Consider the following 22214-nt stretch of genomic DNA (forward strand, 5'->3'; position numbering starts at 1 on the left):
GCGATCTGATTAGCGATCGATCGCGGTCGTCGTCACTCCGCCGTGGCCGTCTCCGTCGTCTCCTCGACACCGATCGCTTCGACGATCAACTCTGCAACGTCGACGACTTCGATCTCGTCCTCGTAGCCGCCGGTTTTGCGGCCGTCCTCGTACATCGTCATGCACATCGGGCAGGCGACGACGAACTTTTCGACGCCGGAGGCGGCGTCGGTGTCTTCGAGGGCTTCCCGGATGCGCTCCTCGCTCGGCTTCGGCTCCTCGTCGAAGTCCATCCAGAGGCCGCCGCCGCCGCCGCCACAACAGAAGGAGTTGTCGCGGTTGCGAGGCATCTCGTCGAGGGTACAGCCCGTCGCACGGATGAGGTCTCGCGGGGCCTCGTACTCGTCGTTGTACCGGCCCAGGTGACACGGATCGTGGTAGGTGACGGTGTAGTCGAGTTCCGTCCCGTCGAGGGCGAGCGCGCCGGTTTCGACGAGTTCTTCGACGGCCTGGGTCCAGTGGAGCACGTCGATCTCGCCGTCTGCGTTCCACTGCTCCTCGTAGTCGAAGGGCATCATCGGGTCGTCGGCGAACTCCGCGAAGTCGACCTCGGGGTACTCGTTTTTGAACGTGTTGTAGGAGTGTGGGTCCGTACAGACGATTTTGTCGAACTCGCAGTCTTCGAAGGTCTCGACGTGGTGGCCGGCGAGTTCGACGTAGAGGAACTCCTCGCCGACGCGGCGGATGTCGTTGCCGTCGTACTTCTCGTCGTCGAAGAGGATGCCGAAGCTGACGTCGGCCTCCTTGAGGATTGTCGCGAGCGATCGAGCCACCTGCTTGTTGCGATCGTCGTAACTCGGGTAGTCGCCGACGTACCAGAGGTAGTCGACGTCCTCCTTGCGGGCGTCGGTGAGGTCGAACGCGAGGTCGTCGGCCCAGTCGGCGCGCGATCGCTGGGGATCACCGAACGTGTTGCCGTTTTGCATGACGTTCTGGAAGACGTCCTGCATGGTCGAGGCGACATCGCCCTGGTCGGTGAGCTGGCGGTTGAGTCGGGTGAACGACTGGAGGTGTTCGATCTCGACCGGGCAGGCGTCCATGCAGGCCATGCAGGCCATACAGGACTCCATCGTCTCGGCATTGATGACGCTCGTACCGCCGTCGGCGATGATCGGTTTGTCCTCGCTGCCGGCGTCGAGTTCTTCGCGGTACTGTTTCAGGTCGAGGATGACGTTTCGCGGATCGAGGGGTCGATCGGACGCTTTCGCGGGACAGACCGCAGAACAGCGACCGCACTTGGTGCAGGCGTCCTGGTCGAGGATTTCTTTCCAGGTGAAGTCGTCGATCGATTCGGCGTTAGTTGCGTCGAGGTCCGCGGGGACGTTGGGCAGGCGCTTGCCCGCCTTCTCGTCGCGGACGACGACGTTCGCGAAGGAGGAAATCATGTGGAACGGCTTGGCGTAGGGGATCCACGCGATGAAAAAGAACGCGAGCAGCGAGTGTGACCACCAGGTTAGCCAGTGGAAGGTCTCGGCGTTAACTCCGAGGTAGTTCGCCGTGGCGTACCCCTGCGCGCCCGTCACCGAGGCTTCGAGCGTCGGGAAATCGATCGCCTGGAACACCATCGCGATTCCGTAGCCGACGAAGCTGACGACTTCGTGTTCGGGCATGCCCGTCGCGTAGATGCGCAGGCCTTCGAGCAGGAAGCCGCCGACGCCGAGACCGAACAGCGTCCAGATGAAGATGTCGTCCTCGTTCGAGGTGTGGCGATCCCAGAGGCGCTCGTTGCGAACCCAGTAGCGGCGGTACATCGCCATCCCGATGCCGACGACGAAGAGGAGTCCCATCGCGTCGACCATGAACTGGTAGCCGAGATAGAAGTCACCCTGCCAGAACTGGAGGCCGAGCAAGAGGCTGGTACCGTACTCCTCGAACGCGAGGATCGACGTCGCGATAAGGAGCGTCAAAAATCCCCAGAGAATAAACGAGTGCATTAGCCCGCCGTAGAGATCTCGGTTGAAGTTTTTCTCGTTCGAGAGCACGGTTTTGGCCGCGCTGACGATTCGGCCCGGCAGGTCGTCGAGTCGACCGAACGGATCGTCCTCACCCGCCGCATAGCGCGCAAAGCGCTGGTACACCCCGTAGAGGAAGACGAGGATCGCGATCGCCGCCAGGAGATAAAACAGCGCGTAGCCGGTGTCGCTGATCCCCCAGTAGGTTTCCCTCGTCACCTCCGTCTGGGCTATAACGTTCATGTTCTATCACGCGGAGGGACGCACCTTAATTCTTGTCACGCGTACGAACTTCCCACCCCGGCGGCGTCAGGCGAAAATAATAAACGGTGGACGTATTTATCAGCGTCTCCGGCCGGTCGTTCGCGACCGACGCTATCTGGCAACAGGCTTAAATAGCCGCCCATCGGGAGTGTCCACTCATGAACGAAAAAACCGAGGAACTCCGTGATATCTTCACCGACGTTACCGACGGCGAGGCGACCGTCACCGAATCCCAGGAGGATACCCGCGGTTCGCTCGAACAGGACGAACAGTCCGTCGAGGAGCGACTCGAGAACGTCATCGCGCAGATGCGCGAACGCTACGAGTTCGAAACGCCGCTGTCGGACGAGCAACTGATCGACCTCGCCACGGCGTTCTACGACGGAAAAAGCGACGAGACGATCGCCGAGGACCTCGGCGTCGCGGAAGACGACGTCTTCGAGGCCCGTCTCTCCTTGCACCTCGTCGACGAGGGTGACGCCGCCGAGGTCGATCTCGTCGCGATCCGCAATCGCGAGGAGGACGATGCGACGCTGGCCGAGGAGTACGGCGTCAGCGAGGAGCGGATCCATCGCTACCGGCGTGTCGCCGCAGCCAAAGACGAGTCGCGGGCGGCCAACGATCGCTACCGCGACGAGTTCGACAGCATTCTTGCCGACGCCGACCTGACCGATCGAATGGCGACGGATATCCGGGAGGACGGTCTCGACGACGCCACCGAGGGAATGGAAACGAACGTCGATCTCTAGACGGCAGGGACTTTATATATCAGCGGGCGGCCAGACACCCCGTGACTCGACGCGTCGCGTTCAGCGATCTCCGGACGGCAGCCTACTGCCCGCGCAAGTGCTACTACCGACAGACGAGAGACGATGTCGACCGCGAGCCACCGCCCGAGATCGAAGAGCGCCGATCGCTCGCGTTCCGGTACGATCACCTCCTCGCTGCGTCCCGGGACGATCTCGCGACCGAACCGATCGAACTCGCGCCCGCTGCGTATCTCGATCGATTGCGGCGGACGCGCGATCGACTGGGGACTGCCGGCGACGAAAACGACCGCAGCGATGACGCCTGCGGGAGAACTCACTGGCAGCGACTCCGAAATCCGACCGATCGCGATCGCCTCGTCACGGGACGAGATTGCCGCGGCGTCGTCCACAAGGTGCTCTCGGAGCCGATCGAACCGGCGATCGTTTCGGCCGGAAAACCGCCTGAGCAGGGAGTCTGGGAGCCCCAGTCCGTCCACGCCGTTGCAGCGGCCAAGGCCCTTGCCTGGGAACACGAGACGCCGATCGATCGCGCGTGGCTCGAGTACCCCGCCTACGGCGTGATCCGGCGGATCGATCTCACGACGCGTCGCAAGGCGCGATACCGACGGACGTTACGGACGGTTCGGGAACTCGACGGCCCGCCGCCCCGCCTCGACGATCGGTCGAAGTGTTCGGCCTGCGAGTTCGCCGAGACCTGTGGGGTTCGGACGCGATCGTTGCGATCGCTGCTGGGGTTCGGGTAACATCGTCGTGTCACGGGTCGGGTATCGGTCACTGTGCCGTGGCTCGTGTCATCAGTCAGGTATCGGTCACTGTGCCGTGGCTTGTCTCATTAGTCAGGTATCGGCTACTGCCTATGGGTCTGACGTCGGTTGATTCGTCCCGAACCCGGCGTCGATCACCGTGTTTCGAGCCAGGCCTCGATCTCGTCGGCCTGTGCGCCGCGGCGGTGGATCGTGTCGTTCGACACGTCGACGACTGTACTTTCGGTCCCCGCGGTCTCGCCGCCGTCGATCGTCGCCGCCGCGGTCTCGCGAATCGCCGGATCGAGTTCGTCGAGTCGACGGACGCTGCCCCGGCCGCTGACGTTCGCGCTCGTGGCGGTGATCGGGGTCTCGGCTCGCTCACACAGGGCGAGTGCGATATCGTGGTCCGGAACCCGGACCCCGACCCGCTCAGCTCCGGCGGTCAACTCGTCGGGAACGATCTCGCGGCGTCGACAGAGAACCGTCACCGGACCGGGCAGAAACCGGGCCATGAACTGTCGCTCGCGATCGGTCGCCCGAACGTATTCCAGGGCGGCCGGCACCGAGGGGACCGCGAGGGAGATGGGCTTCGATCGATCCCGGCCCTTCGCCTCGAAGACGCGATCGACGGCTTTCGGATCGAGTGCGTCCGCACCAAGCCCGTAGACCGTTTCGGTCGGGTAAACGACGAGTTGCCCGTTCGCGATCGCGGTTGCCGCGCGCTCGAGGTCGGTCATTCGGGTGTGAATCGGCCCGTCGTCGTCAAAAGCGTATCGCGATCGGATGGTGGATCCGCGGTCAGAGCGGGTCGTTACGGGTCCGTCAACCGGCTCTCGCGTCGTTATGCGAGGTCGAGTCGGTCCTCGAGTTCGTCGTAGTCGGGGAACTCGGGCCACTCGGTCGCGACCCAGGTGGCGTCGACAGATCCGTCCTCCTCGATCGCGACGAACGCGGGACGGGGTTCGTTGATCCCGCTCATGCCGTCGAGGTCGTGGGCGATGCCGTAGGAGTCAGCGACGCCGTTGCCGGGGTCGGCAAACAGCGCGAAGGGGTACTCGTTGTCGACGAGGAACCGCGAGATGCCGTAGGGGGTCGAGGCGCTGACACCGACGATCTGCTCGTCGAATTCGTCCCAGCCGCGATCGTCGAGTTCGTCCCAGATGTACTTCGCGAGAAACGAGCCGACCATCGGCGTGAACACGAGGATCGTCCGCCCCTCGTCCGCGAGTTCCGAGAGGGTTCGGTCCTGCCAGAACTCGTCGGTGACCAGCGGGCGGGTGAAGTCGGGGGCGTCCGACCCTGGTTCGGGCGGGTCTGCGGGGCCGAGATCGACGACTTCGAAATCGGGCATCACTCCTCACCTCCCGCACCCACGGCGGCGGTTCCCGCATCGGCATCCGACCCGGTTCGATCGCCGTAGGTCGATTCCAGATAGTCGACGATGTTCGCGCTTTCGGCCATCGTGACGCCGGTGGTTTCGTCGACGATGACGGGGACGGTTCGGACGCCGGCGACGCGCTTGACGACGTCTCGTCGGGAGTGCATCGGTTCGACGAATCGAGAGGTGTACGCGAGATCGTACTCGGCGAGGAGTCGCGCGACGCGCTCGCAGAAGGGACATCCCTGCAAGCGATAGAACGTGATCGGTGCGCCGGTCGCCACGCCGGTTGAATCACTCATACCCATCGGTTGGAGAAAGCGGCGGGTAAACGTGTCGCCGCCGGACGTTCCGACCGGAAAACAGTAAATGGTTAACCGATCGGGTGACAAGACCCCACATCAATGGCGTTATCTCCGCTGTTCGAGATCATACTTGCCGCCTACGAGGTCCCAGTGGTGGGTCTCGAGTTCGACCGATCGACGGTGACGATCCTCGGTGTGCTGGCAGTCGTGATCCTCATCGGTCTCTCTGCGTTCTTTTCCTCGTCCGAGATCGCGATGTTCAATCTCCCCAAACACCGTCTCGAGGGGATGGTCGAGGAGGGAATCGATGGGGCGACGATGGTGAAGACGCTCAAGGACGATCCACACCGGTTGCTCGTGACGATCCTCGTCGGCAACAACATCGTCAACATCGCCATGTCCTCGATCGCGACGGCGATCCTGTCGCTGTATTTCGGCGGCCTGGTCGGCGTGTTGCTGGCCACGTTCGGAATCACCGCCCTCGTCCTCCTGTTCGGTGAGAGCGTCCCCAAGTCCTACGCGGTCGAGAACACCGAGTCGTGGGCGGTTCGCATCTCGAAGCCGCTCAAGGCGACCGAGTATCTACTATTCCCGCTGATCGTTCTCTTCGATTACCTCACCCGACAGGTCAACAGGCTCACGGGGTCGACCGGTGCGATCGAGTCGCCCTACGTCACCCGTGACGAAATCCAGGAGATGATCGAGTCCGGCGAGCGCGAGGGGGTTCTCGAGGAAGAAGAACACGAGATGCTCACCCGCATCTTCCGGTTTAACAACACGATCGTCAAGGAGGTGATGACTCCCCGGCTGGACATGACAGCGGTGCCGAAAGACGCCGAGATCGACGAGGCGATCGAGACCTGTATCCAGAGCGGCCACGCTCGCATTCCAGTTTACGAGGGGAGCCTCGACAACGTCCAGGGCGTCGTTCACATCCGTGATCTCGTGCGCGATCTGAACTACGGCGAGACCGAGGCCGACGACCTCGAACTCGCGGACCTCATCCAGCCGACGCTGCACGTTCCAGAGTCGAAAAACGTCGACGAACTGCTGACCGAGATGCGCGAAAACCGAATGCACATGGCGATCGTCATCGACGAGTTCGGGACGACCGAGGGGCTGGTGACGATGGAGGACATGGTCGAGGAAATCATCGGGGAGATCCTCGAAGGCGGCGAGGAGTTGCCGATCGAGGACATCGACGACGACACCGTCCTCGTCCGCGGCGAGGTCAACATCGAGGACGTCAACGAAGCTCTCGAGATCGACCTCCCCGAGGGCGAGGAGTTCGAGACGATCGCAGGCTTCATTTTCAATCGCGCGGGGCGACTCGTCGAGGAGGGCGAAGAAATCGAGTTCGACGGCGTCCGGATCACCGTCGAGACCGTCGAGAACACGCGAATCATGAAAGCTCGCCTCCAAAAGCTCGAACGGGAACCCGAGGAGCCGGCCGACCTCGAGGCGGAAGGCGAGAGTTGAGTTGCTGTCGGTTCCAACTGCCGCGGTCGAGAGTAAGCGCCACCCACTACGTTCGAGAGTAAGCGTCACCCATTTCGATCGCCGTCGTTCTCACTCTGTCGTCGACTACCGGTATCGTCACTCTGCCGTCGCCGGTTTCGATCGTACCTGTCCCTGTACCGCGCGGGCGACTGCGGGCGGCATCGTCAGGCGTCGCGGTCCCTGGACGTACTGGCCGCCGGGCTGGGCGTAGTCGAGTTTCACGATCGCGGTGTCGCCGACCTGCCGGATCGAGGCGTCCCGGATCACGGCGAGATCGATCGCCTGGTCGGGATCGTAGAGGTAGATCGTCCCGTCCTCTGGATCGAACGTGCCGATCGATTTGAAAAAGACCGAGAGGGCGATCGCGACGAGGGCGAGCGGGATCGTCAGCGCGGCAAGGAGCGTAAACGGGCCGGCACCGACGGCGAGGAGTTCGCGCTGGGAGACGACTCTGCCGGCGAGCATCAGCGACCCGATGATCGCGATCATGACGATCGCGCCGACGGCGGCGTCCATCGCCCGATCGAGGCTCTCGCCGGTAGGAGTCGCGATCGGCAGTCGTCGCCCGAGGCGCTCGACGTGGTGTTCGGTGCGATCGGTGACGGCGAACGCGAGGATTGTCACGGCGAGTGCGGCGGCTGCGGCGACGACGACCGACTGGCCGCCGATCTCGCCGGTCAGGTCGAAAAATCGCCAGAAGACGATGATGGCGGCGGCGGCGAGAAAGGTGCCGACACCGAGGGACCACAGGAGCCGGACCGTCCGGGAGGTTGTCGCGTCCCGTCGCCAGCTAATCGGTTCGGAGTCGTCCATACCTGACTCTGGGTCTCGTTCGTGTAAATGCGGTTCGATACGCAGTGCATCACCGGTGGGAGATCAGATGCAGAGCGGGTAATCGCCGGCGGTACCACCACGAAAGCCCCTGACGCCATCCAGTCGAGGTTCTCGCTTCCGGGCAGGGGCGTTCGTAGGAGTCTCTGTTCCGACTCTGAGGAGGACGGAATCCACCGAAATGGTGCTAGCCGATCACCGAGAAGATGACGACGAAGCCGACGTAGGCGATGACGATCGAGCCGGCCAGCGACCCGATCCAGGCCAGCACCGTATAGCCCATCTTGCGGCCGCTGACGCCGCCGCCCGCCCCTGCGGCAGCGTAGCCGCTGCCGATGATCGCGCTGACGATAATCTCGTTGAAGGAGACGGGAATCCCGTAGAGGACGGCGGCCTGGGCGATGATGAACGACGGAATGAGCGCGGCGATCGAGCGTCGCGGACCCAGCGAGGAGTAGTCCTGTGAGATCGCCTTGATCATCCGGGGCGCGCCGGTCCAGGAGCCGGCCAGGAGACCGACTCCGCCGCCGAGCAGGAGGGCGATCAGCGGCAGGCCCACGTCGCCCGACAGGGGAATAAGCGGGCCGATCGCTAGCCCCACCTGGCTGCCACCGGCGGAGAACGCGACCAGACCGCCGAGGACGAGCAAGAAGTGTCGCTCGCCCCGTTCGGTTCCTTGCTTGAGATCGAATCCGATCGCGAGCGCCCAGGCGACCGCCATCACGGCCGTTGCGGCGGCGACGCCGACGGTCGTCGGAACGTCAAACCAGCCACCCGCGACCTGTGCGAGCGACGCGCCGCCCGACTCGGCCGACCCCAGAAGTGCGAACTCGATATTGGCGATGATAGCGCCGACGAACGCCGCGAGCGAGACGATGAGGTACTCCTCGGGAATCGGCTCGGCGCGAAGTACGCGAGCGATCGCGTAGGCCAGTCCGCCGCCGACGAACGGGGTCAAGATCCAGAGTGTGGCGATTTCGATGTACTTCGGCCACGTGGGATCGCCGCCCATCGCCAGGCCGACCCCGACGACCGCCCCGGTGACGGTAAACGCCGTCGCTATCGGATACCCTTTGAAGACGCCGATCGCGACCAGCCCGGCCGCAATGATGAGTGCGATCGTTGCGGCCAGCGGGGAGAGCGTTACGCCGCCGATGAGTTCGGTGCCGACCGCCTCCGAGACGTTCGCGCCCTGAAGCACCGCACCGGTGAATCCGAGGAGCCCCACGAGGAAGCCGGCTCGCATGACGGAAATCGCATTCGCCCCGACGGCGGGCGCGAACGGGGTCGAGCCGCTCGATCCGGCTCCGATCGCCCAGGCCATAAAGAGGCTGGCGATCGCGGCGACCAGGAACGTCGCTAGAGTCGCGATCTCGACCATCTACCGGTGTCTTACCGAGGCGGGTACAAGTGTGTGCCGACCTGCAGTAGCGAGCGCCCTGCGATCGACGGCGAGCCGGGTCCCCGTGGCCGACGGAGCACGTATCTTAAATACTAAGGTTCCCCTGAGCAAGACGTAACCATGCGTGAGCAACGTCAGACGTTCGACAGGCGGAGTTACCTGAAACAGGCCGGTGTAGCCAGCATTGCCACGATCGGGCTTGCGGGCTGCCTCGAGGACGCCGGCGACGGCGGGGACGACGGGAACGGAGACGGCAACGGCGACGACGGCGGATCCGGAAACGGGGACGGCAACGGCGACGAGGTTCAACAGATCGTTCCAGGGACGGCCCCCGGCTTCGAGCCGTTCGAAATGAACGTAGACGGCGAACTGGAGGGCTTCGACATCGACCTGCTCGAGGCCGTCGTCGACGAGGCGGGGTACGAACTCGCGGACTGGCAGGAACTCGAATTCGACTCGCTCATTCCCGCCCTCGACAACGGGAACATCGACGTTATCGCGGCCGCGATGACGATCAACGACGAGCGTCGGGAGACGATCGCCTTCACCGATCCGTACTACAGTTCCGACCAGTCGGTGCTCGTCCAGACGGGCGGGGACGTCCAGCCCGAGAGCCTCGACGACCTCTCAGGAATGGACGTCGGTGCGCAGTCGGGGACGACCGGTGAGGGAATCATCGAGGACGAACTGGGCGACGACGTCAACTACACGTCGTACGAAAATTACGTCTTCGCGGTTCAGGAACTGGAGCGGGGAACGCTCGACGCGATCGTCATCGACGAACCGGTCGGCAACTCGTTTGCGGGCGATCGCGACGTCGAGGTCGCGTTCGTCTTCGAGACCGACGAGGAGTACGGCTTCGGCATTCGCCAGGACGCGGGCGATCTGCAGTCCGCGCTCAACGACGGGCTCGCGGCAGTCCAGGAGTCCGGCGAGTACGACGAGATCACCCGCGAGTGGTTCGGGGAGTAGTCTGATCCGCCATGGAGTTCGTCGTCCCGGCGACTGCGCTATCGACTGCGTTCCCAGCCGAGCATCTGCTGTTGATCGGTGAGGAGACGATCGGTCGACAGCTGGGTGAGGACTGGGCGTTCATTTACCGGAACCGGGAGTACCTGCTGTGGGGGCTGGTCGTGACGATCGTGTTGACGCTGACGAGCATCGTCCTCGGCTTCCTCGCAGGCTTTCCCGCGGGCGCGATCGAAGCCTACGGGAGCGGCTACTCGCAGGCGTTCGTCCGCAAGGCCGGCGTCCTCTTGCGCGGGACGCCGATCCTCGTCATCATGATCTTCACGTACTTCGTGTTGCCGATCGATATCGTGATCGGGGCGGTTGCGGCCGTCCTTGCTGCGATCGAGTTCGTTCTCGGGCCGACGCCGTTTACAGTCCCGACGGACGTCCCGGAGGCCTTTATTGCGGCGACGCTCGCACTCGGCTTTCGGAGCGCCGCCTACCAGTCACAGATCTTCCGCGGCGCGCTCGGAAGCATCGACGACGGGCAGATGGAAGCCGCGCGTTCGATCGGCATGAGCCGGCTCGAGGCGATCCGACACGTGATCGTCCCCCAGGCGCTGCGCCGGAGCGTGCCGGGCTTTCAAAACGAGTTCACGATCGTCTTGAAAGACACCTCGATCGCCTTCGCGATCGGACTCGGCGAACTCTTAAAACGCAGTTATGACCTGTTTATTCAGGAAACGACGGCGGTCCTCGAAGTGATCCTCTTCGTCAGCCTGCTGTATTTCGTGTTGACCTTCAGTACCAATCGCACGCTCGATTACGTGAGCAACTACTTCGCAATTCCAGGTGAATCGTCGTGAGCGACTCCCGACCGACCGAGACGACCGACAGTACAGCCCGACAGTCGACCGCCACGGACGCCGCGACCGGCACCGAGCCGCTGTTGCGGATCGAAGACGTCTGGAAGTCCTACGGTGATGAGGAGGTGCTCCGGGGAATCGATCTTGAGGTCGATCGCGGCGACGTCGAAGTGCTGGTCGGCCCCAGCGGGAGCGGCAAGTCGACGATGCTGCGGTGTATCAACCGGCTGACTGAGATCGACAGCGGGCACATTTACCTCGACGACCTGGAAGTGACGGGCGCGGAGACGGACCCGAACACTGTCCGCCAGCAGATCGGGATGGTGTTCCAGGATATCAACCTGTTCGCTCATCTCACCGCGCGCAAGAACGTCACGCTCGGTCTCCGGAAGGTCAAGGGGCTGAGTAAGTCCGAGGCGCGCGATCGGGCCGACGCCGAACTCGAGCGCGTGGGACTTGCCGACCAGGTCGACTCCTATCCGGCACAGCTGTCGGGCGGGCAGAAACAGCGCGTCGGCATCGCCCGCGCGCTCGCGATGGATCCCGAGGTCATGCTATTCGACGAGCCGACCAGCGCCCTCGACCCCGAACTCAGCAACGAGGTGCTCGAGGTGATGCAACAGCTCGTGGCCGACGGGATGACGATGGTCGTCGTCACCCACGAGATGCGCTTCGCTCGCGGCGGCGCGAGCCGCATCTCGTTTCTCGACGAAGGGGAACTCGTCGAGCGCGGCCCGCCCGAGGAACTGTTCGAGAACCCGAGCCACGAGCGCACGAAACGGTTCTTCGAGAGCATTCGCCATGACTGAGGGAACCGACCGAAACGTCGAGGGAGGCGATGACTAACGACGCCGACTCGGTCGCGGGGGGCGACGATCGAGCATGAGCGTCTCCGACTCCCTGGGTCTCGACGCCGAGTGGCTCCGCGAGTCCACCGACAGCCTCGGACGGGGGCTCACGGTGCTCGCCGGCGTCGTCTTCTGGGGCTGGCTTCTCACGCGCTGGTTCTACGACTGGACGCTCGGGCGCTGGGGCATCGGCCCTGGCGCGGGCGAGAACTTTCTCTCCCCGGCACCGTTCGAACGGGTCGCCGACGCGCTCTCTGGCTCCGTCGCAACGCTGGGTCCGGTCAGAATACCAGTCGACTGGCTCGCATCTCTCGTCGACGGGATCGCCCTCGCGATCGACATCGCGCCGGCCATGGCGACCGGTGCCTGGTACACGATCGTGTTGACCTCGGTGAGCATCGCCCTCGGCTTCGCGATCGCCGTTCCGACGGCCGTGCTCCGGGTGTACGGCGGCCCGTTCCGATGGATCGCGCTCGCCTACACCGAGTTGATTCGGGGAACGCCGCTTCTGGCCCAGCTGTTCGTCCTCTACTACACGCCGTACCTGGCGGTTCCGCTCAGCGACGTGGACGTGATCGGGCAGGGGTTCGTCCCCGAGTACGCGTTCTGGATCGCCATCATCGGCTTCACGATCAACGGCTCGGCCTACCAAGCCGAGTACATCCGGGGCGCACTGGAAAGCGTCGACGAGGGCCAGCTGACCGCCGCGCGAGCGATCGGACTCTCGAAGCTCGAGGGGATTCGCCACGTCGTCCTTCCACAGACGCTCCGGTATGCGATTCCCGCGTGGACGAACGAACTCGTCTACCTCATAAAATACTCCTCGCTGGCCGGCTTCATCACTGTCCCCGAACTGTACTACCGGGCGAGCCGGATTGCGTCGTCGACGTTCGAGTACACGCCCATCTTCACCCTGCTCGGGCTCGTCTACCTCGGACTGGTCCTTTCGGCGACGAACGTGATGACTCGCGTCGAACGCCGCGTCGCGATCCCCGGCATCGGACAGGTCGAGGGTCGCCAGCAAGGCGGGAACGACTGACTCTTCGCCACGGCTCGGCTCGCGGATTCTCTTTCGGTTCGACTCGAGTGACCAACCGCTCGCTTCAGTTCGTCGTCGACTTCGAGTTGTCCTCCGGTTCCGGTGGTGGTTCCGCGCCTTCGATCGCCTCGGCCGCTTCGGTGTCCTTCTCGACTTCGACGTGCCAGCGATCGACCTCCTCGTCGAGTTCCGCGAGTCGATCGGAGACGTCGTCTTTCAGCACATCGTCGTTGACGTTGACCTCGAAGACGAACTGCTCGCCGTTGTCGCCGTTGCGGGTCGACTGCTGGACGTTGGCGCTGATCAGTTCGTTGTCGAAGTAGTACGGCGCGAGCTGGGTCATCACGTTCTGGTAGACCGTGTCCTCGACCCGGCGCAACGCCTTGCGGCTGGCGGAGTCGGCCGCCCGCGCAACGTAGTTGACCGACTCCTTCCAGGTGCCGACCGCGCCCTCCGCGTCGTCTTCCTCGAGGCGTTCGTACGACTCCGAGAGCTTCTCGCCGGCGGTCTTGATGTCTTCGTCGGGGTCTTTCCCGGCTTTTTCGCCCTTTCCCTCTTCGACGCTGGCCTGGTCTGCAGTTTTTTCGCTTACGTCCGCGTCGAGCGTCTCGTGGGCGCGCGGACGCCACTGTTCCCATTCCTCGAACGCCTGGGTGAACTGCTCGCCGTTCGCTCCGTCCGGGTCGTGAACGTCGGCGTCGCGAAGCGCGCGAGTGATCCGTTCGCCGTGTTCGACGACGTCGCCCCAGTCACCACGGATTTTGAATCCCGAGATGCTCTCTTCCATTCGGTTGGACAGGTGGTAAGCGGTGGATCGGTATAAAGTTCGTTGCTGCGAGTTCGGGTTGAGAGTGGAGCGGTGACCAGTCGGTTCCCAAGAGCGGGCCGATTTCGGCGGCCGTGGGCCAATTTTGCGCGCGATTCGCGGCCGAACGGCCCGAAACGTGGGACTCGATTCCAATCGCGACGGGGTGATCGAACGACGTTCCACGACCGTCAATGCGGACGGTACGGGCCGCTTACGGGTCACTACGGACCGCTGAGGGGGTTCGAGGCGGATCGGTAGCATGAACTATCCGGCGAGCGCTTAGTCGCGTATGACGATCGAAGATCGAGACAACGCCTATCTCGTCACGCACGCACTGGCGAAAGACACGCTCTCGCGGCTTCGGGATGTCGAGACCGAGCAGGTCAGCTTCCGAAAGGGACTGGTCAAACTCGGCCGAGTCTGTGGCTACGAGATCATCGACGGGCGGATGGAGACCGAGTACGTCGAAATCGAGACGCCCCTGGAGACGACCATGGGTGAACGCGTTCGCGGACTCGACGACGTGGTCATTATCAACGTGTTGCGGGCGGCGACGCCGTTCGTCGAGGGACTACTCAAGGCGTTTCCCCGCGCCAGGCAGGGTGTCATCAGCGCGAGTCGAGACGAGGAAGCGGGCCGCGACGAGGACGGCTCGTTCCCGATCACCGTCGACTACGTGAAACTCCCCGAGATCACCGCGGAGGATACGGTGATCGTCGCAGACCCGATGCTCGCGACCGGGAGCACGATGTGTACCGTCCTCGACCACGTCGTCGAGAACGCCGAGGCCACGCCCGAGAACCTCATCGTTCTCTCTGCCGTCTCGGCCCCCGAAGGACTGCTCCGGGTCAGCGAGGCCGTCCCCCAGGCTGATTTGCTCACGGTCTCGATCGACGATCGCCTCGACGAAGAGGGCTTTATCGTCCCCGGACTGGGTGACGCCGGCGATCGGGCGTTCCGGACAACCTGATACGAGCGACTGTAGACCGTTACGACGAACCGTCTGAACCACGGTGTCGGATCGTTTTCGGCACCACGCGGCGGGGGTCGATGCCGATTACCGATCTGTAAGGGTTTCTGCGAACAACTACCGCCGATCGACCGTACCGTGTCAGCGATCGTGTCCACTCGAACGCGGCCGTTTCCCGACGCAAACAGCGGTCCGAAAAAGACATAGTATTGTCACTATTGGTCCCTTTTCGACTCGATCTCAGGTCGGCCCGCGGGTTTCCGGCGAGAATCTCCCCTTTCGCCGGCATGTAGTCCAGTGGTTGTCCGACCGCAATCTGTTCAACTACCAGTCATATTGGCCGCGTGTGGGTTGTGATCTTCACTCAAACTGCACAAAATAGTTAACAATCCTATATCGAAGAAGCTATTACTACTAGAACCATTATAATGCAGGTATGGCACGAAAGATAAACAGACGGGAATTCGTGGCTGTCAGTGGTATTGCTGGAATTACGGGTCTTGCCGGTTGTATCGGGGAAGATGCCGTTGAGGATGAAAACGGCAACGGCAACGGAAACGGCAACGGCGACGAGAACGGCGACGAGAACGGCGACGAACTCTCCGAAGACGAGTTCGAGGACGCCCAGCCCGACGAAGACGGCGAAGTGATCGTCTGGCACGCAGGCGGCACCGGCGGGACGTACTTCCCGCTGTCGGGTGAGTTCAAGTCGATCGTCGAGGCGAACTCGCCCCACGGGCTTCAGGTGCAGTCGACGGGTGCGAGCGTTGCGAACGTCGGTTCCCTCGAGCGCGAGGAAGCCGACTTCGCGCTGATTCAAAACGACATCGCCTACTTCGCGTACAACGGGACAGGTCTCGATGAGTTCGAAGATGCGGCGGTCGAGAACCTCCGCGGCGTCGCGACGCTGTACCCGGAGACGATCCACGTGATCACCCAGGCCGACTCGGGCATCGAGACGATCGACGACCTCGGTGGGGCGACGATCAACACCGGCGACCTGGGGAGTGGGACGCAGGTCAACGCGCTCCAGATTCTCGAGTCGGCGGGGATCGACGACTTCGACGAAGAGAACACCGACTTCTCGACGGCTACCGACCAGATTCGCGACGGCGACATCGACGCCGCCTTCGTCGTCGGCGGTGCACCTGTCGGCGCGGTCGAGGAACTCGCGACGACAGAGGACATCGCGCTGGTCGAAGTCTCCGGCGACCTCCGCGAGTCGATGAAGGAAGACGCCCAGTGGCTGGCCGACGACACCGTCGCCGGGGGCACCTACGACGGAATCGACGAGGACGTCGAGACCGTCTCCGTCCAGGCGATGATCGCGACTCACGAGGGCGTCGACGAGGGTATCGTCGAGGACATTACGACGGCGATCTTCGACAACACCGACGACCTCACGATCGAGGCCGACAACATCTCGGCCGACTCCGCTCAGGACGGAATGCCGATCGACCTGCATCCGGGTGCCGCGGCGTACTTCAACTAAGCCGAGGTCCCCCTCTCAGATCAGTATCGTGACTACCAATTACGACACGTCGTCGGGCCGTTCACGACTCCGGCGACGAGCCGTTCTCGGTGCGCTCGCTGCGATCCCCATCGGTGCGGCTGGGGCGGTGTTTGCTCGGTCGCCCGATCGGCTCCTCGTCGTCGACGACGCGGTGTCCGGTGAACGACTTCTCGAGCGCCCGATCGACGACGGCGAGACTGTCGTGCTTTCCTATACGCACAGCGTAGAGAAGACGCCGGTCCGCGACGTGTACGAAGTCGACGACGACGCACTCAGAATGATTCGCACGGAATTTTACTCGTTCGGCGCGGGCCTCCCGACAGACAACGTCACGACCACGGACGACGGCTACGTCGTCCATCTCGACGATCGCTACGAGGAGCTGCCGGTCGCTCCCAGGGAGATCCCCGGTCACGAACTGATCGTAGGCGACGATCGGTACGATCTGGTCGCACTGGCTGACGATCGCGTGCTAATTCGAATCGCTTTCGATCGCTTCTTTATGCCGGCGCATAGCAGAACTGGTATGCACGTTCTCGGTACGACGAACCACGACGAGGTCGGCGTCGATAACGAGGTGAGTCGGCGGCCGTGAGCGACGATCGCGAACGGAAGGGAGACATTACCGATCAAAGTGAACTGTCGGACGAAGAACGCGAGGAAATCCTCTCGGAAGTAACCCGTCGACGGACGCTCCGTGGCCTGTCGCTGGTCGTGGTGGCGATCGTTGGGATCACGTTTTCTGCGTTCCAGATGTGGATCGCGGCGCGGGGGACGACCTTCGAGGCGACCCTCCCGCTGTACGGCGAGTTCCGCCTCGTCCAACTGCAACAGCTCCAGGTCAACACGATTCACGTCACGTTCGCGCTGGTGCTCGCGTTCCTGTTGTTCCCGGCGAGCCGCGGCGACGGCTTCCTCGCCCGTCGGCTCGGCCGGATCGAACCCGCGGTCCGCGAGCGGTTTGGCGATCAGCATCCGCTGACGCGCGGCGTCTCTCGGCTGGCGGCAGGCGTCCGGTGGGCGATCCTCGACCCGGAGATGAAGCGGGTCACGCCCGCGGACGTGGTGCTCATCGGGGTCGCACTGTTACCGGCCCACTACACGGCGACCCAGTTCGAGGAGATTCGATACATCGCGTTCCGTCGATTCGAGGATACGCAGGGCGTTCACGAGATGTACTCGATCCTTACGCCGGTCGTTTCGGCGTTCGAGACCGTTGGCGTCCCACTTGGCGACGTCTCGTGGGCGTTCGTCCTCGGCGTCCTCGGTATCCTGCTCGTGCTCGAGGCGACCCGGCGTACCCTCGGCCCGCTACTGATGGGGCTGGTCGCCTCGTTCATCGTCTACGCGCGCTGGGGCCACCTCATTCCGCGGGACTCCGCGATCGGCACGTTGACGATCACCCCGGACACCTGGGCGAACATCGTTTTCAACCTGTGGTACAACGTCGAAGCCGGCGTCTTCTCGACCCCGGTGAGCGTCAGCGTCCGCTTCATTTACATCTTTATCCTCTTCGGCGCGTTCCTCGAGATGAGCGGCGCGGGCAAGTGGTTCATCGATCTCGCGTACTCCGCAACCGGCACCCGGAAAGGCGGGCCGGCGAAAGCGAGCGTCGTCTCGAGTGGCTTCATGGGAATGCTCTCGGGATCGTCGATCGCCAACACCGTCACGACGGGTGCGTTTACGATCCCGCTAATGAAACGATCGGGGTACTCCCCCGAGTTCTCCGGCGCGGTCGAATCGTCCTCCTCGTCGGGTGGACAGATGCTTCCGCCGGTGATGGGGGCTGCGGCGTTTCTGATCGTCGAGTTTACCGGCTGGCCCTACGCGGACGTGATCATCGCGGCGGCGTTGCCCGCGATCGCCTTTTTCTTCGGCATGTGGGTGATGGTCCACTTCGAGGCCGTTCGCGGCGGTATCGGCGGCCTTCCACGTTCGGAGCTGCCGGACGTTCGATCGAAACTGCGTACGGGCTGGTTCTACACCGTCCCCCTCATCCTGTTGATCTACTTCCTGGTCATCGCACGCTTTTCGATCAACCGCGCCGGCTGGTTTACGATCGTCTCGATCATCGCCCTGGTCGCGGTCGTCGCGGCCTACGCCGACCGGACGCGAGTTCCATTGCTGGGTTCGATCGCGGCGATCTACCTCGCCCACGTCGCCGCGTTCGCGACGATGGGCGTCGGCCTGATCGACGGCTTCGGGGTCCTCCTCGGCACGGAGACGGCCGCCGCGGGACTCGCTGTCGGTGAGGCCGCGAGGGTCGCCGCCGCGGATCTCGGGACGATCGCCATCCTCGTCAGCGTCGTCGTCCTGCTCGTCCGCTCCGGCGGGGAGGCACCGTTTCTCGAACTGGACGACGAAATCGAGGATGCCGCGGAAAGAAGCGCACGGGCGATCGGTCGCCCGACGCTGGCCGACAACGTCGCCTACCGGTTCGGGACGTTCGTCCTGAAGTCGATGGAGTCGGGAGCGCGAACCGCGACGACCGTCGTGATCGCCGTCGCGGCGGCCGGGGTGGTTCCGGGCGTCATCAGCGTCACCGGACTCGGGCCGAACCTCGCGTCGCTGATCAACACGGTCAGCGGGGGTTCGATGTTACTATTGCTCGTGTTGACCGGCGTCGCGTCGATTATCTTCGGAATGGGGATGCCGACGACCGCGATGTACATCATCCTGGTCGCGATGCTCAGCGCGCCCATCGAGCAGACCGGCATCGCGATCCTCGCCGCCCACCTGTTCATCCTCTACTTCGGACTGATGGCGGACGTGACGCCGCCGGTGGCCGTCGCCGCGTTCGCCGGTGCCGGCGTCGCGAAAGCCGAGGAGATGAAGACGGCGGTGATCGCCTTTACGCTCTCGTTGAACAAGGTCCTCGTCCCGTTCGCGTTCGTCTTCTCGCCCGGAATCATGTTCTTGCGCCGGGTCGACGGCGAGTGGGGAATTATGGGGTGGTCGGACTTCGCGGATATCGGGTTCGTCACCACCGAGGTTGCAATCCCGATCGTCGGGATGTTCCTCGGTATCTACGCGCTGGGCGTGACGATCATCGGCTACCAGTACGCGAGCGTCGATCGAGGGCGGCGAGTGCTGTACTCGATCGCCTCGATCCTGCTCATGGTCCCCGAGATTCCCCTGCTCATCGTCGAAGGACTGCTCGCGATCGCAGGCATCCCCTCGGCGCTGACGATCTTCTCGATCACCGCCTCGCTCCGTCTCGTCGGGCTGGTGTTGCTCGTCGTCCTCTCACGTCACAACAGGTCCCGCGGGATCGACGACCAGGTCGCAGACTACTCCCAGCCAACGGTAGGCGACGCCTGACCGGGTCGATCGTCGTCCCGATTGACTCCATTCGTCGGTGGACTTTTGCGTTCTCTTACTGTATCGACAGGACGTGGGAACACAGATTTCGGCCGACGGCTCTCCGCCGTTTACGATCGAGCGCCTCGCCGCGGGGAGCTACGTCGGCGTCCTGCTCGCCGGAGTCGCGGCGATCGCCGCGTCGCTGACCGACCCTTCGACGGCGGTCCTTGCAGGCTCTGCGGGAATCGCGTTCCTGATCGGACTCGTTTTCGGCGCGACGATCGCGGCTCGCACTCGGGGACCGTCGACTCGCGTCGGCGGGACCGTTCGGCGGCGACTTTCGCTTTTCGTCCCGGCAGTTCCGTTCGCTGTGCTGTTCGTCGCCGCGTGGGTCGTCCCGATCGCGGAATCGATCGCAACCGCCGCGCTCTGGACGACGATCGCCGTTCTCGTCGCGGGGCACGTCCTCGCACGGGTGGCACAGAGCCGGTACGCCGACGCCGTCGCCGGCGAGCAACCGGCGGCGACGTGGCGCTGGACGCCGCCGTCGTCGCCCCGAGCGGAGGCGCTGTTGCTCGTGCTCTGGGTCGGTCTGGGGACGGCAAACGCGATCGCCGGCGACCTGACGGCCGCCGCCGTCTGGACGATCCTTGGAGTCCTCTGGGCGAGCAGCCGTCTCGCCGGCGGGCACTGGCGGCTCGGAACGATCGGCGCGGACTCCGAAATTCGAATCCACGACGCCGGCCTCGTCAAACGGCGTCCGTTCACCCGCGCGCTCGTTCCCTGGGAGACGATCGATCGGGTTCGCCTGCGCGAGGGCGAACTCGTCCTCGATCGTGGGCTGTTCGACGTGCGATTCGATAACGACGAACTCGAGGATCCGGAGGCGATGCTCGCGGCGATCGAGCGCCGCATCGGAAACGCAGATTCTCGGCCACCGGTTGCCGAGTGAGACTCAGTCGAGGTCGACTCGTCCGCTGGTCGCGCTCCGGAGTCGATCGCGAAAATCGCCCGCAGTCGCGACGGGAACGCGAACGTCGAACGAGACGTCTGCCGCGTAGTCGGCTTCGAACTCGTAGCCCTCGCTTTCGATGATTCCCCGAACGGTGCCGGAGTCGTCGTAGTCGACGACGATCGAGACGCGCTCGTGTGGCCGTTCCTCGACGATGCCGGCGTCCTCGACGGCGTCTTTTACGGCCTGTGAGTAGGCCCGAACGAGGCCGCCGACGCCGAGGTTCGTCCCCCCGTAGTAGCGCGTGACGACGACCGCGCAGTTCTCGATCTCTTGCTGGGCGAGGACGTTCAGTGCGGGTTTGCCCGCCGACCCGGAGGGCTCGCCGTCGTCGTTCGAATACTCTCTGAGCATGTCGCTGTCGGCGTCGACCCGGACCCGATAGGCCGGAACGTTGTGCGTCGCGTCGTCGTACTCGGCTTCGATCGCGTCGACGAACGACTCGGCCGCGTCGACGGATTCGACGGGTCGGGCGTGGCCGATGAACTCGGAGCCCCGGACGACGAACTCGGCGCGAGCGGGAGCGGCGATCGTTCTGTAGGTCTCGCTCACGATCGACCACTCCGCACATCCCGCAGGGGTACCATGCCGGCGCTACTCGTGGCGGCAAAAAGAGCTATTCGGTCCCGCGATCGAGTCGCTACCGCACATTCGCCGTGACGCTCATAGTCCCGGGGGTGGTCCGGTTCGGTATGGGTGAAATCGAGATCAACTCGACGTTCGCGGACGAACTCACCAGCGTCTGCCGGACGACCGTCGGCGACGAACTCCGGAGCATCACGTACTTTACCGAAGACGAAATCGCACAGCTGTATCTCCGATCGGATCTGGAGCAGACCGCCGACCTCGTCGGCTTCGCCGACCACGAACGCCTCGGGTTTCGTTCTCAATCGGCCTACCGAAACACGCAACTGGGCGACTACCGGTCGACGATTCGGCTGTTCGAGAACGGCTATCTGACGCGCGTCATCCGCGGCGACCACGGCGTCTGGGTGACGACCGACGCGATGTCGATCGAGCGGTTCGAGGAACTCACGAGCGCGCTCGCAACCGTCCTCGAGGACCACGACGTGGCGATCGACTCCTGACGGCGAGGCGAGCAGCGAAGCTGAGTCGTCCGAGACGAGTTCGCGGAGCCGAGTTGTCCGAGACGCGGCGGTTCGGTGCTCGAGTCCTCACTGCAGTTCGATCTTTCTGACGAACGGGAGGTCCCGAATTTCGGTGATGACGTCGCCGGGCATGGTCTCGTCGGTTACGAGGTAGAGTCGGGGTTCGTCGGTGAACTCCGGATCCTCGCTGATCGTCTGGCGGATCGAAATGCCGTGTTCCGCGAGGGTTCCGGTCACGCCGGCGACGATGCCTTCCCGTTCGGCGTCGTCGACGGCGACCGACAGCACGGTCAAGTCGAGCACCGGCGCGAGATCCATCAGGCTCGGCACCTGCGAGATATTTTGGAAAATTCGCCGCAGCTCGGGATCGTCGAGGATCACGTCCGTCGTCGAGTCGACGACGCGCCGATCGACACCGATTTCGCGAGCGATTCCCGTGTTCGGTATCTCGATCCCGCCGGAGACGACGCGTCCGTCGTCGTTGACGGAAAAGCCCCGCTCGAGCAACAGACGGATGACCGCCTGCTGGCTTGGCGATCCCTCGAACTTTTCCATGATTTCGTCGAACATTCGTTGGTACGTGTACGCGGGCCGCGAGTTAAGCGTCG

22 protein-coding genes are annotated in these 22214 nt (G+C 63.8%); 13 read left to right on the plus strand and 9 right to left on the minus strand.

Annotation, left to right across the window (positions count from 1 at the left end):
• Nucleotides 1-32: 32 nt before the first annotated feature.
• Nucleotides 33-2234, minus strand: a complete 2202-nt coding sequence (locus tag AC6I6L_RS07505) for a heterodisulfide reductase-related iron-sulfur binding cluster (RefSeq protein WP_497917125.1) — start codon at nt 2232-2234, stop codon at nt 33-35.
• 179 nt (nt 2235-2413) lie between these two features.
• On the opposite strand from AC6I6L_RS07505, the gene AC6I6L_RS07510 reads away from it, so the two are divergent.
• Together AC6I6L_RS07510 and AC6I6L_RS07515 are read left to right on the plus strand one after the other, a co-directional pair.
• Nucleotides 2414-3004: a conditioned medium-induced protein 4 gene (locus AC6I6L_RS07510; RefSeq protein ID WP_497917126.1), complete on the plus strand. Its 591-nt coding sequence runs from the start codon at nt 2414-2416 to the stop codon at nt 3002-3004.
• Nucleotides 3005-3045: 41 nt separating this feature from the next.
• Nucleotides 3046-3768, plus strand: a complete 723-nt coding sequence (locus tag AC6I6L_RS07515; protein WP_497917127.1) for a CRISPR-associated protein Cas4 — start codon at nt 3046-3048, stop codon at nt 3766-3768.
• A gap of 155 nt (nt 3769-3923) precedes the next feature.
• Here AC6I6L_RS07515 and AC6I6L_RS07520 read toward each other — a convergent pair whose 3' ends face one another.
• The 3 genes from AC6I6L_RS07520 to AC6I6L_RS07530 all read right to left on the minus strand — a co-directional run bounded on the left by AC6I6L_RS07520 (nt 3924) and on the right by AC6I6L_RS07530 (nt 5451).
• Nucleotides 3924-4508, minus strand: a complete 585-nt coding sequence (locus tag AC6I6L_RS07520) for an L-threonylcarbamoyladenylate synthase (protein WP_497917128.1) — start codon at nt 4506-4508, stop codon at nt 3924-3926.
• A 104-nt stretch (nt 4509-4612) separates the two neighbouring features.
• Entirely contained in the window at nt 4613-5122 is a 510-nt protein-coding gene (locus AC6I6L_RS07525) for a redoxin domain-containing protein (RefSeq protein WP_497917129.1), read from the minus strand.
• On the minus strand, nt 5122-5451 hold the full coding sequence (locus AC6I6L_RS07530; protein ID WP_497917130.1) for a glutathione S-transferase N-terminal domain-containing protein: 330 nt from the start codon (nt 5449-5451) through the stop codon (nt 5122-5124). The genes AC6I6L_RS07525 and AC6I6L_RS07530 overlap by 1 nt, the downstream gene beginning before the upstream one ends.
• Nucleotides 5452-5553: 102 nt before the next feature.
• Here AC6I6L_RS07530 and AC6I6L_RS07535 point away from each other — a divergent pair, with 102 nt between their 5' ends.
• The gene (locus tag AC6I6L_RS07535) at nt 5554-6933 is read left to right on the plus strand and encodes a hemolysin family protein (RefSeq protein WP_497917131.1); all 1380 of its coding nucleotides are present in this window, start codon (nt 5554-5556) and stop codon (nt 6931-6933) included.
• Between the two features lie 117 nt (nt 6934-7050).
• Here AC6I6L_RS07535 and AC6I6L_RS07540 read toward each other — a convergent pair whose 3' ends face one another.
• Together AC6I6L_RS07540 and AC6I6L_RS07545 are read right to left on the minus strand one after the other, a co-directional pair.
• The gene (locus AC6I6L_RS07540) at nt 7051-7767 is read right to left on the minus strand and encodes a hypothetical protein (protein ID WP_497917132.1); all 717 of its coding nucleotides are present in this window, start codon (nt 7765-7767) and stop codon (nt 7051-7053) included.
• A 205-nt stretch (nt 7768-7972) separates the two neighbouring features.
• A complete protein-coding gene (locus AC6I6L_RS07545; protein ID WP_497917133.1) occupies nt 7973-9166 on the minus strand; it encodes an inorganic phosphate transporter in 1194 nt (397 codons plus the stop codon).
• Nucleotides 9167-9307: 141 nt separating this feature from the next.
• Here AC6I6L_RS07545 and AC6I6L_RS07550 point away from each other — a divergent pair, with 141 nt between their 5' ends.
• The 4 genes from AC6I6L_RS07550 to AC6I6L_RS07565 all read left to right on the plus strand — a co-directional run bounded on the left by AC6I6L_RS07550 (nt 9308) and on the right by AC6I6L_RS07565 (nt 12891).
• Nucleotides 9308-10159 (plus strand): basic amino acid ABC transporter substrate-binding protein, encoded by an 852-nt coding sequence (locus AC6I6L_RS07550; protein WP_497917134.1) that lies wholly within the window; start codon nt 9308-9310, stop codon nt 10157-10159.
• Between the two features lie 11 nt (nt 10160-10170).
• Nucleotides 10171-11004, plus strand: coding sequence for an amino acid ABC transporter permease (locus AC6I6L_RS07555; RefSeq protein ID WP_497917135.1), 834 nt, complete (start codon nt 10171-10173; stop codon nt 11002-11004).
• 80 nt (nt 11005-11084) lie between these two features.
• Nucleotides 11085-11813: an amino acid ABC transporter ATP-binding protein gene (locus AC6I6L_RS07560; protein ID WP_497917326.1), complete on the plus strand. Its 729-nt coding sequence runs from the start codon at nt 11085-11087 to the stop codon at nt 11811-11813.
• Nucleotides 11814-11886: 73 nt separating this feature from the next.
• Nucleotides 11887-12891, plus strand: coding sequence for an amino acid ABC transporter permease (locus AC6I6L_RS07565; RefSeq protein ID WP_497917136.1), 1005 nt, complete (start codon nt 11887-11889; stop codon nt 12889-12891).
• Between the two features lie 64 nt (nt 12892-12955).
• Here AC6I6L_RS07565 and AC6I6L_RS07570 read toward each other — a convergent pair whose 3' ends face one another.
• The gene (locus AC6I6L_RS07570) at nt 12956-13678 is read right to left on the minus strand and encodes a DUF5828 family protein (protein ID WP_497917137.1); all 723 of its coding nucleotides are present in this window, start codon (nt 13676-13678) and stop codon (nt 12956-12958) included.
• A gap of 310 nt (nt 13679-13988) precedes the next feature.
• Between AC6I6L_RS07570 and upp the strand changes: the two genes are divergently transcribed.
• From upp to AC6I6L_RS07595, 5 genes are all read left to right on the plus strand, one after another.
• Entirely contained in the window at nt 13989-14669 is a 681-nt protein-coding gene (gene upp, locus AC6I6L_RS07575) for a uracil phosphoribosyltransferase (RefSeq protein ID WP_497917138.1), read from the plus strand.
• Nucleotides 14670-15105: 436 nt separating this feature from the next.
• Entirely contained in the window at nt 15106-16161 is a 1056-nt protein-coding gene (locus AC6I6L_RS07580) for a TAXI family TRAP transporter solute-binding subunit (RefSeq protein WP_497917139.1), read from the plus strand.
• Between the two features lie 28 nt (nt 16162-16189).
• Complete coding sequence (locus AC6I6L_RS07585; RefSeq protein ID WP_497917140.1) at nt 16190-16777, plus strand: DUF1850 domain-containing protein; 588 nt, start codon at nt 16190-16192, stop codon at nt 16775-16777.
• Nucleotides 16774-19503: a TRAP transporter permease gene (locus AC6I6L_RS07590; RefSeq protein ID WP_497917141.1), complete on the plus strand. Its 2730-nt coding sequence runs from the start codon at nt 16774-16776 to the stop codon at nt 19501-19503. The genes AC6I6L_RS07585 and AC6I6L_RS07590 overlap by 4 nt, the downstream gene beginning before the upstream one ends.
• A 73-nt stretch (nt 19504-19576) precedes the next feature.
• Complete coding sequence (locus AC6I6L_RS07595) at nt 19577-20437, plus strand: hypothetical protein (RefSeq protein ID WP_497917142.1); 861 nt, start codon at nt 19577-19579, stop codon at nt 20435-20437.
• A gap of 3 nt (nt 20438-20440) precedes the next feature.
• Here AC6I6L_RS07595 and AC6I6L_RS07600 read toward each other — a convergent pair whose 3' ends face one another.
• Nucleotides 20441-21049, minus strand: coding sequence for an IMPACT family protein (locus AC6I6L_RS07600; RefSeq protein ID WP_497917143.1), 609 nt, complete (start codon nt 21047-21049; stop codon nt 20441-20443).
• A gap of 140 nt (nt 21050-21189) precedes the next feature.
• Here AC6I6L_RS07600 and AC6I6L_RS07605 point away from each other — a divergent pair, with 140 nt between their 5' ends.
• Nucleotides 21190-21585, plus strand: a complete 396-nt coding sequence (locus AC6I6L_RS07605; protein WP_497917144.1) for a DUF7522 family protein — start codon at nt 21190-21192, stop codon at nt 21583-21585.
• Nucleotides 21586-21672: 87 nt separating this feature from the next.
• Here AC6I6L_RS07605 and trpY read toward each other — a convergent pair whose 3' ends face one another.
• Entirely contained in the window at nt 21673-22176 is a 504-nt protein-coding gene (gene trpY, locus AC6I6L_RS07610) for a TrpY family transcription regulator (protein WP_497917145.1), read from the minus strand.
• Between the last annotated feature and the right edge of the window lie 38 nt (nt 22177-22214).

It is taken from the genome of Halosolutus sp. DAT137, from assembly GCF_059736405.1.

Bases quoted from the DNA above. Each gene is read 5' to 3' on its own strand.
- AC6I6L_RS07505 (WP_497917125.1), bottom strand. From the start codon at position 2,234: ATGAACGTTATAGCCCAGACGGAGGTGACGAGGGAAACCTACTGGGGG.
- AC6I6L_RS07510 (WP_497917126.1), top strand. From the start codon at position 2,414: ATGAACGAAAAAACCGAGGAACTCCGTGATATCTTCACCGACGTTACC.
- AC6I6L_RS07520 (WP_497917128.1), bottom strand. From the start codon at position 4,508: ATGACCGACCTCGAGCGCGCGGCAACCGCGATCGCGAACGGGCAACTC.
- AC6I6L_RS07525 (WP_497917129.1), bottom strand. From the start codon at position 5,122: ATGCCCGATTTCGAAGTCGTCGATCTCGGCCCCGCAGACCCGCCCGAA.
- AC6I6L_RS07530 (WP_497917130.1), bottom strand. From the start codon at position 5,451: ATGAGTGATTCAACCGGCGTGGCGACCGGCGCACCGATCACGTTCTAT.
- AC6I6L_RS07535 (WP_497917131.1), top strand. From the start codon at position 5,554: ATGGCGTTATCTCCGCTGTTCGAGATCATACTTGCCGCCTACGAGGTC.
- AC6I6L_RS07540 (WP_497917132.1), bottom strand. From the start codon at position 7,767: ATGGACGACTCCGAACCGATTAGCTGGCGACGGGACGCGACAACCTCC.
- AC6I6L_RS07545 (WP_497917133.1), bottom strand. From the start codon at position 9,166: ATGGTCGAGATCGCGACTCTAGCGACGTTCCTGGTCGCCGCGATCGCC.
- AC6I6L_RS07550 (WP_497917134.1), top strand. From the start codon at position 9,308: ATGCGTGAGCAACGTCAGACGTTCGACAGGCGGAGTTACCTGAAACAG.
- AC6I6L_RS07555 (WP_497917135.1), top strand. From the start codon at position 10,171: ATGGAGTTCGTCGTCCCGGCGACTGCGCTATCGACTGCGTTCCCAGCC.
- AC6I6L_RS07565 (WP_497917136.1), top strand. From the start codon at position 11,887: ATGAGCGTCTCCGACTCCCTGGGTCTCGACGCCGAGTGGCTCCGCGAG.
- AC6I6L_RS07570 (WP_497917137.1), bottom strand. From the start codon at position 13,678: ATGGAAGAGAGCATCTCGGGATTCAAAATCCGTGGTGACTGGGGCGAC.
- upp (WP_497917138.1), top strand. From the start codon at position 13,989: ATGACGATCGAAGATCGAGACAACGCCTATCTCGTCACGCACGCACTG.
- AC6I6L_RS07580 (WP_497917139.1), top strand. From the start codon at position 15,106: ATGGCACGAAAGATAAACAGACGGGAATTCGTGGCTGTCAGTGGTATT.
- AC6I6L_RS07605 (WP_497917144.1), top strand. From the start codon at position 21,190: ATGGGTGAAATCGAGATCAACTCGACGTTCGCGGACGAACTCACCAGC.
- trpY (WP_497917145.1), bottom strand. From the start codon at position 22,176: ATGTTCGACGAAATCATGGAAAAGTTCGAGGGATCGCCAAGCCAGCAG.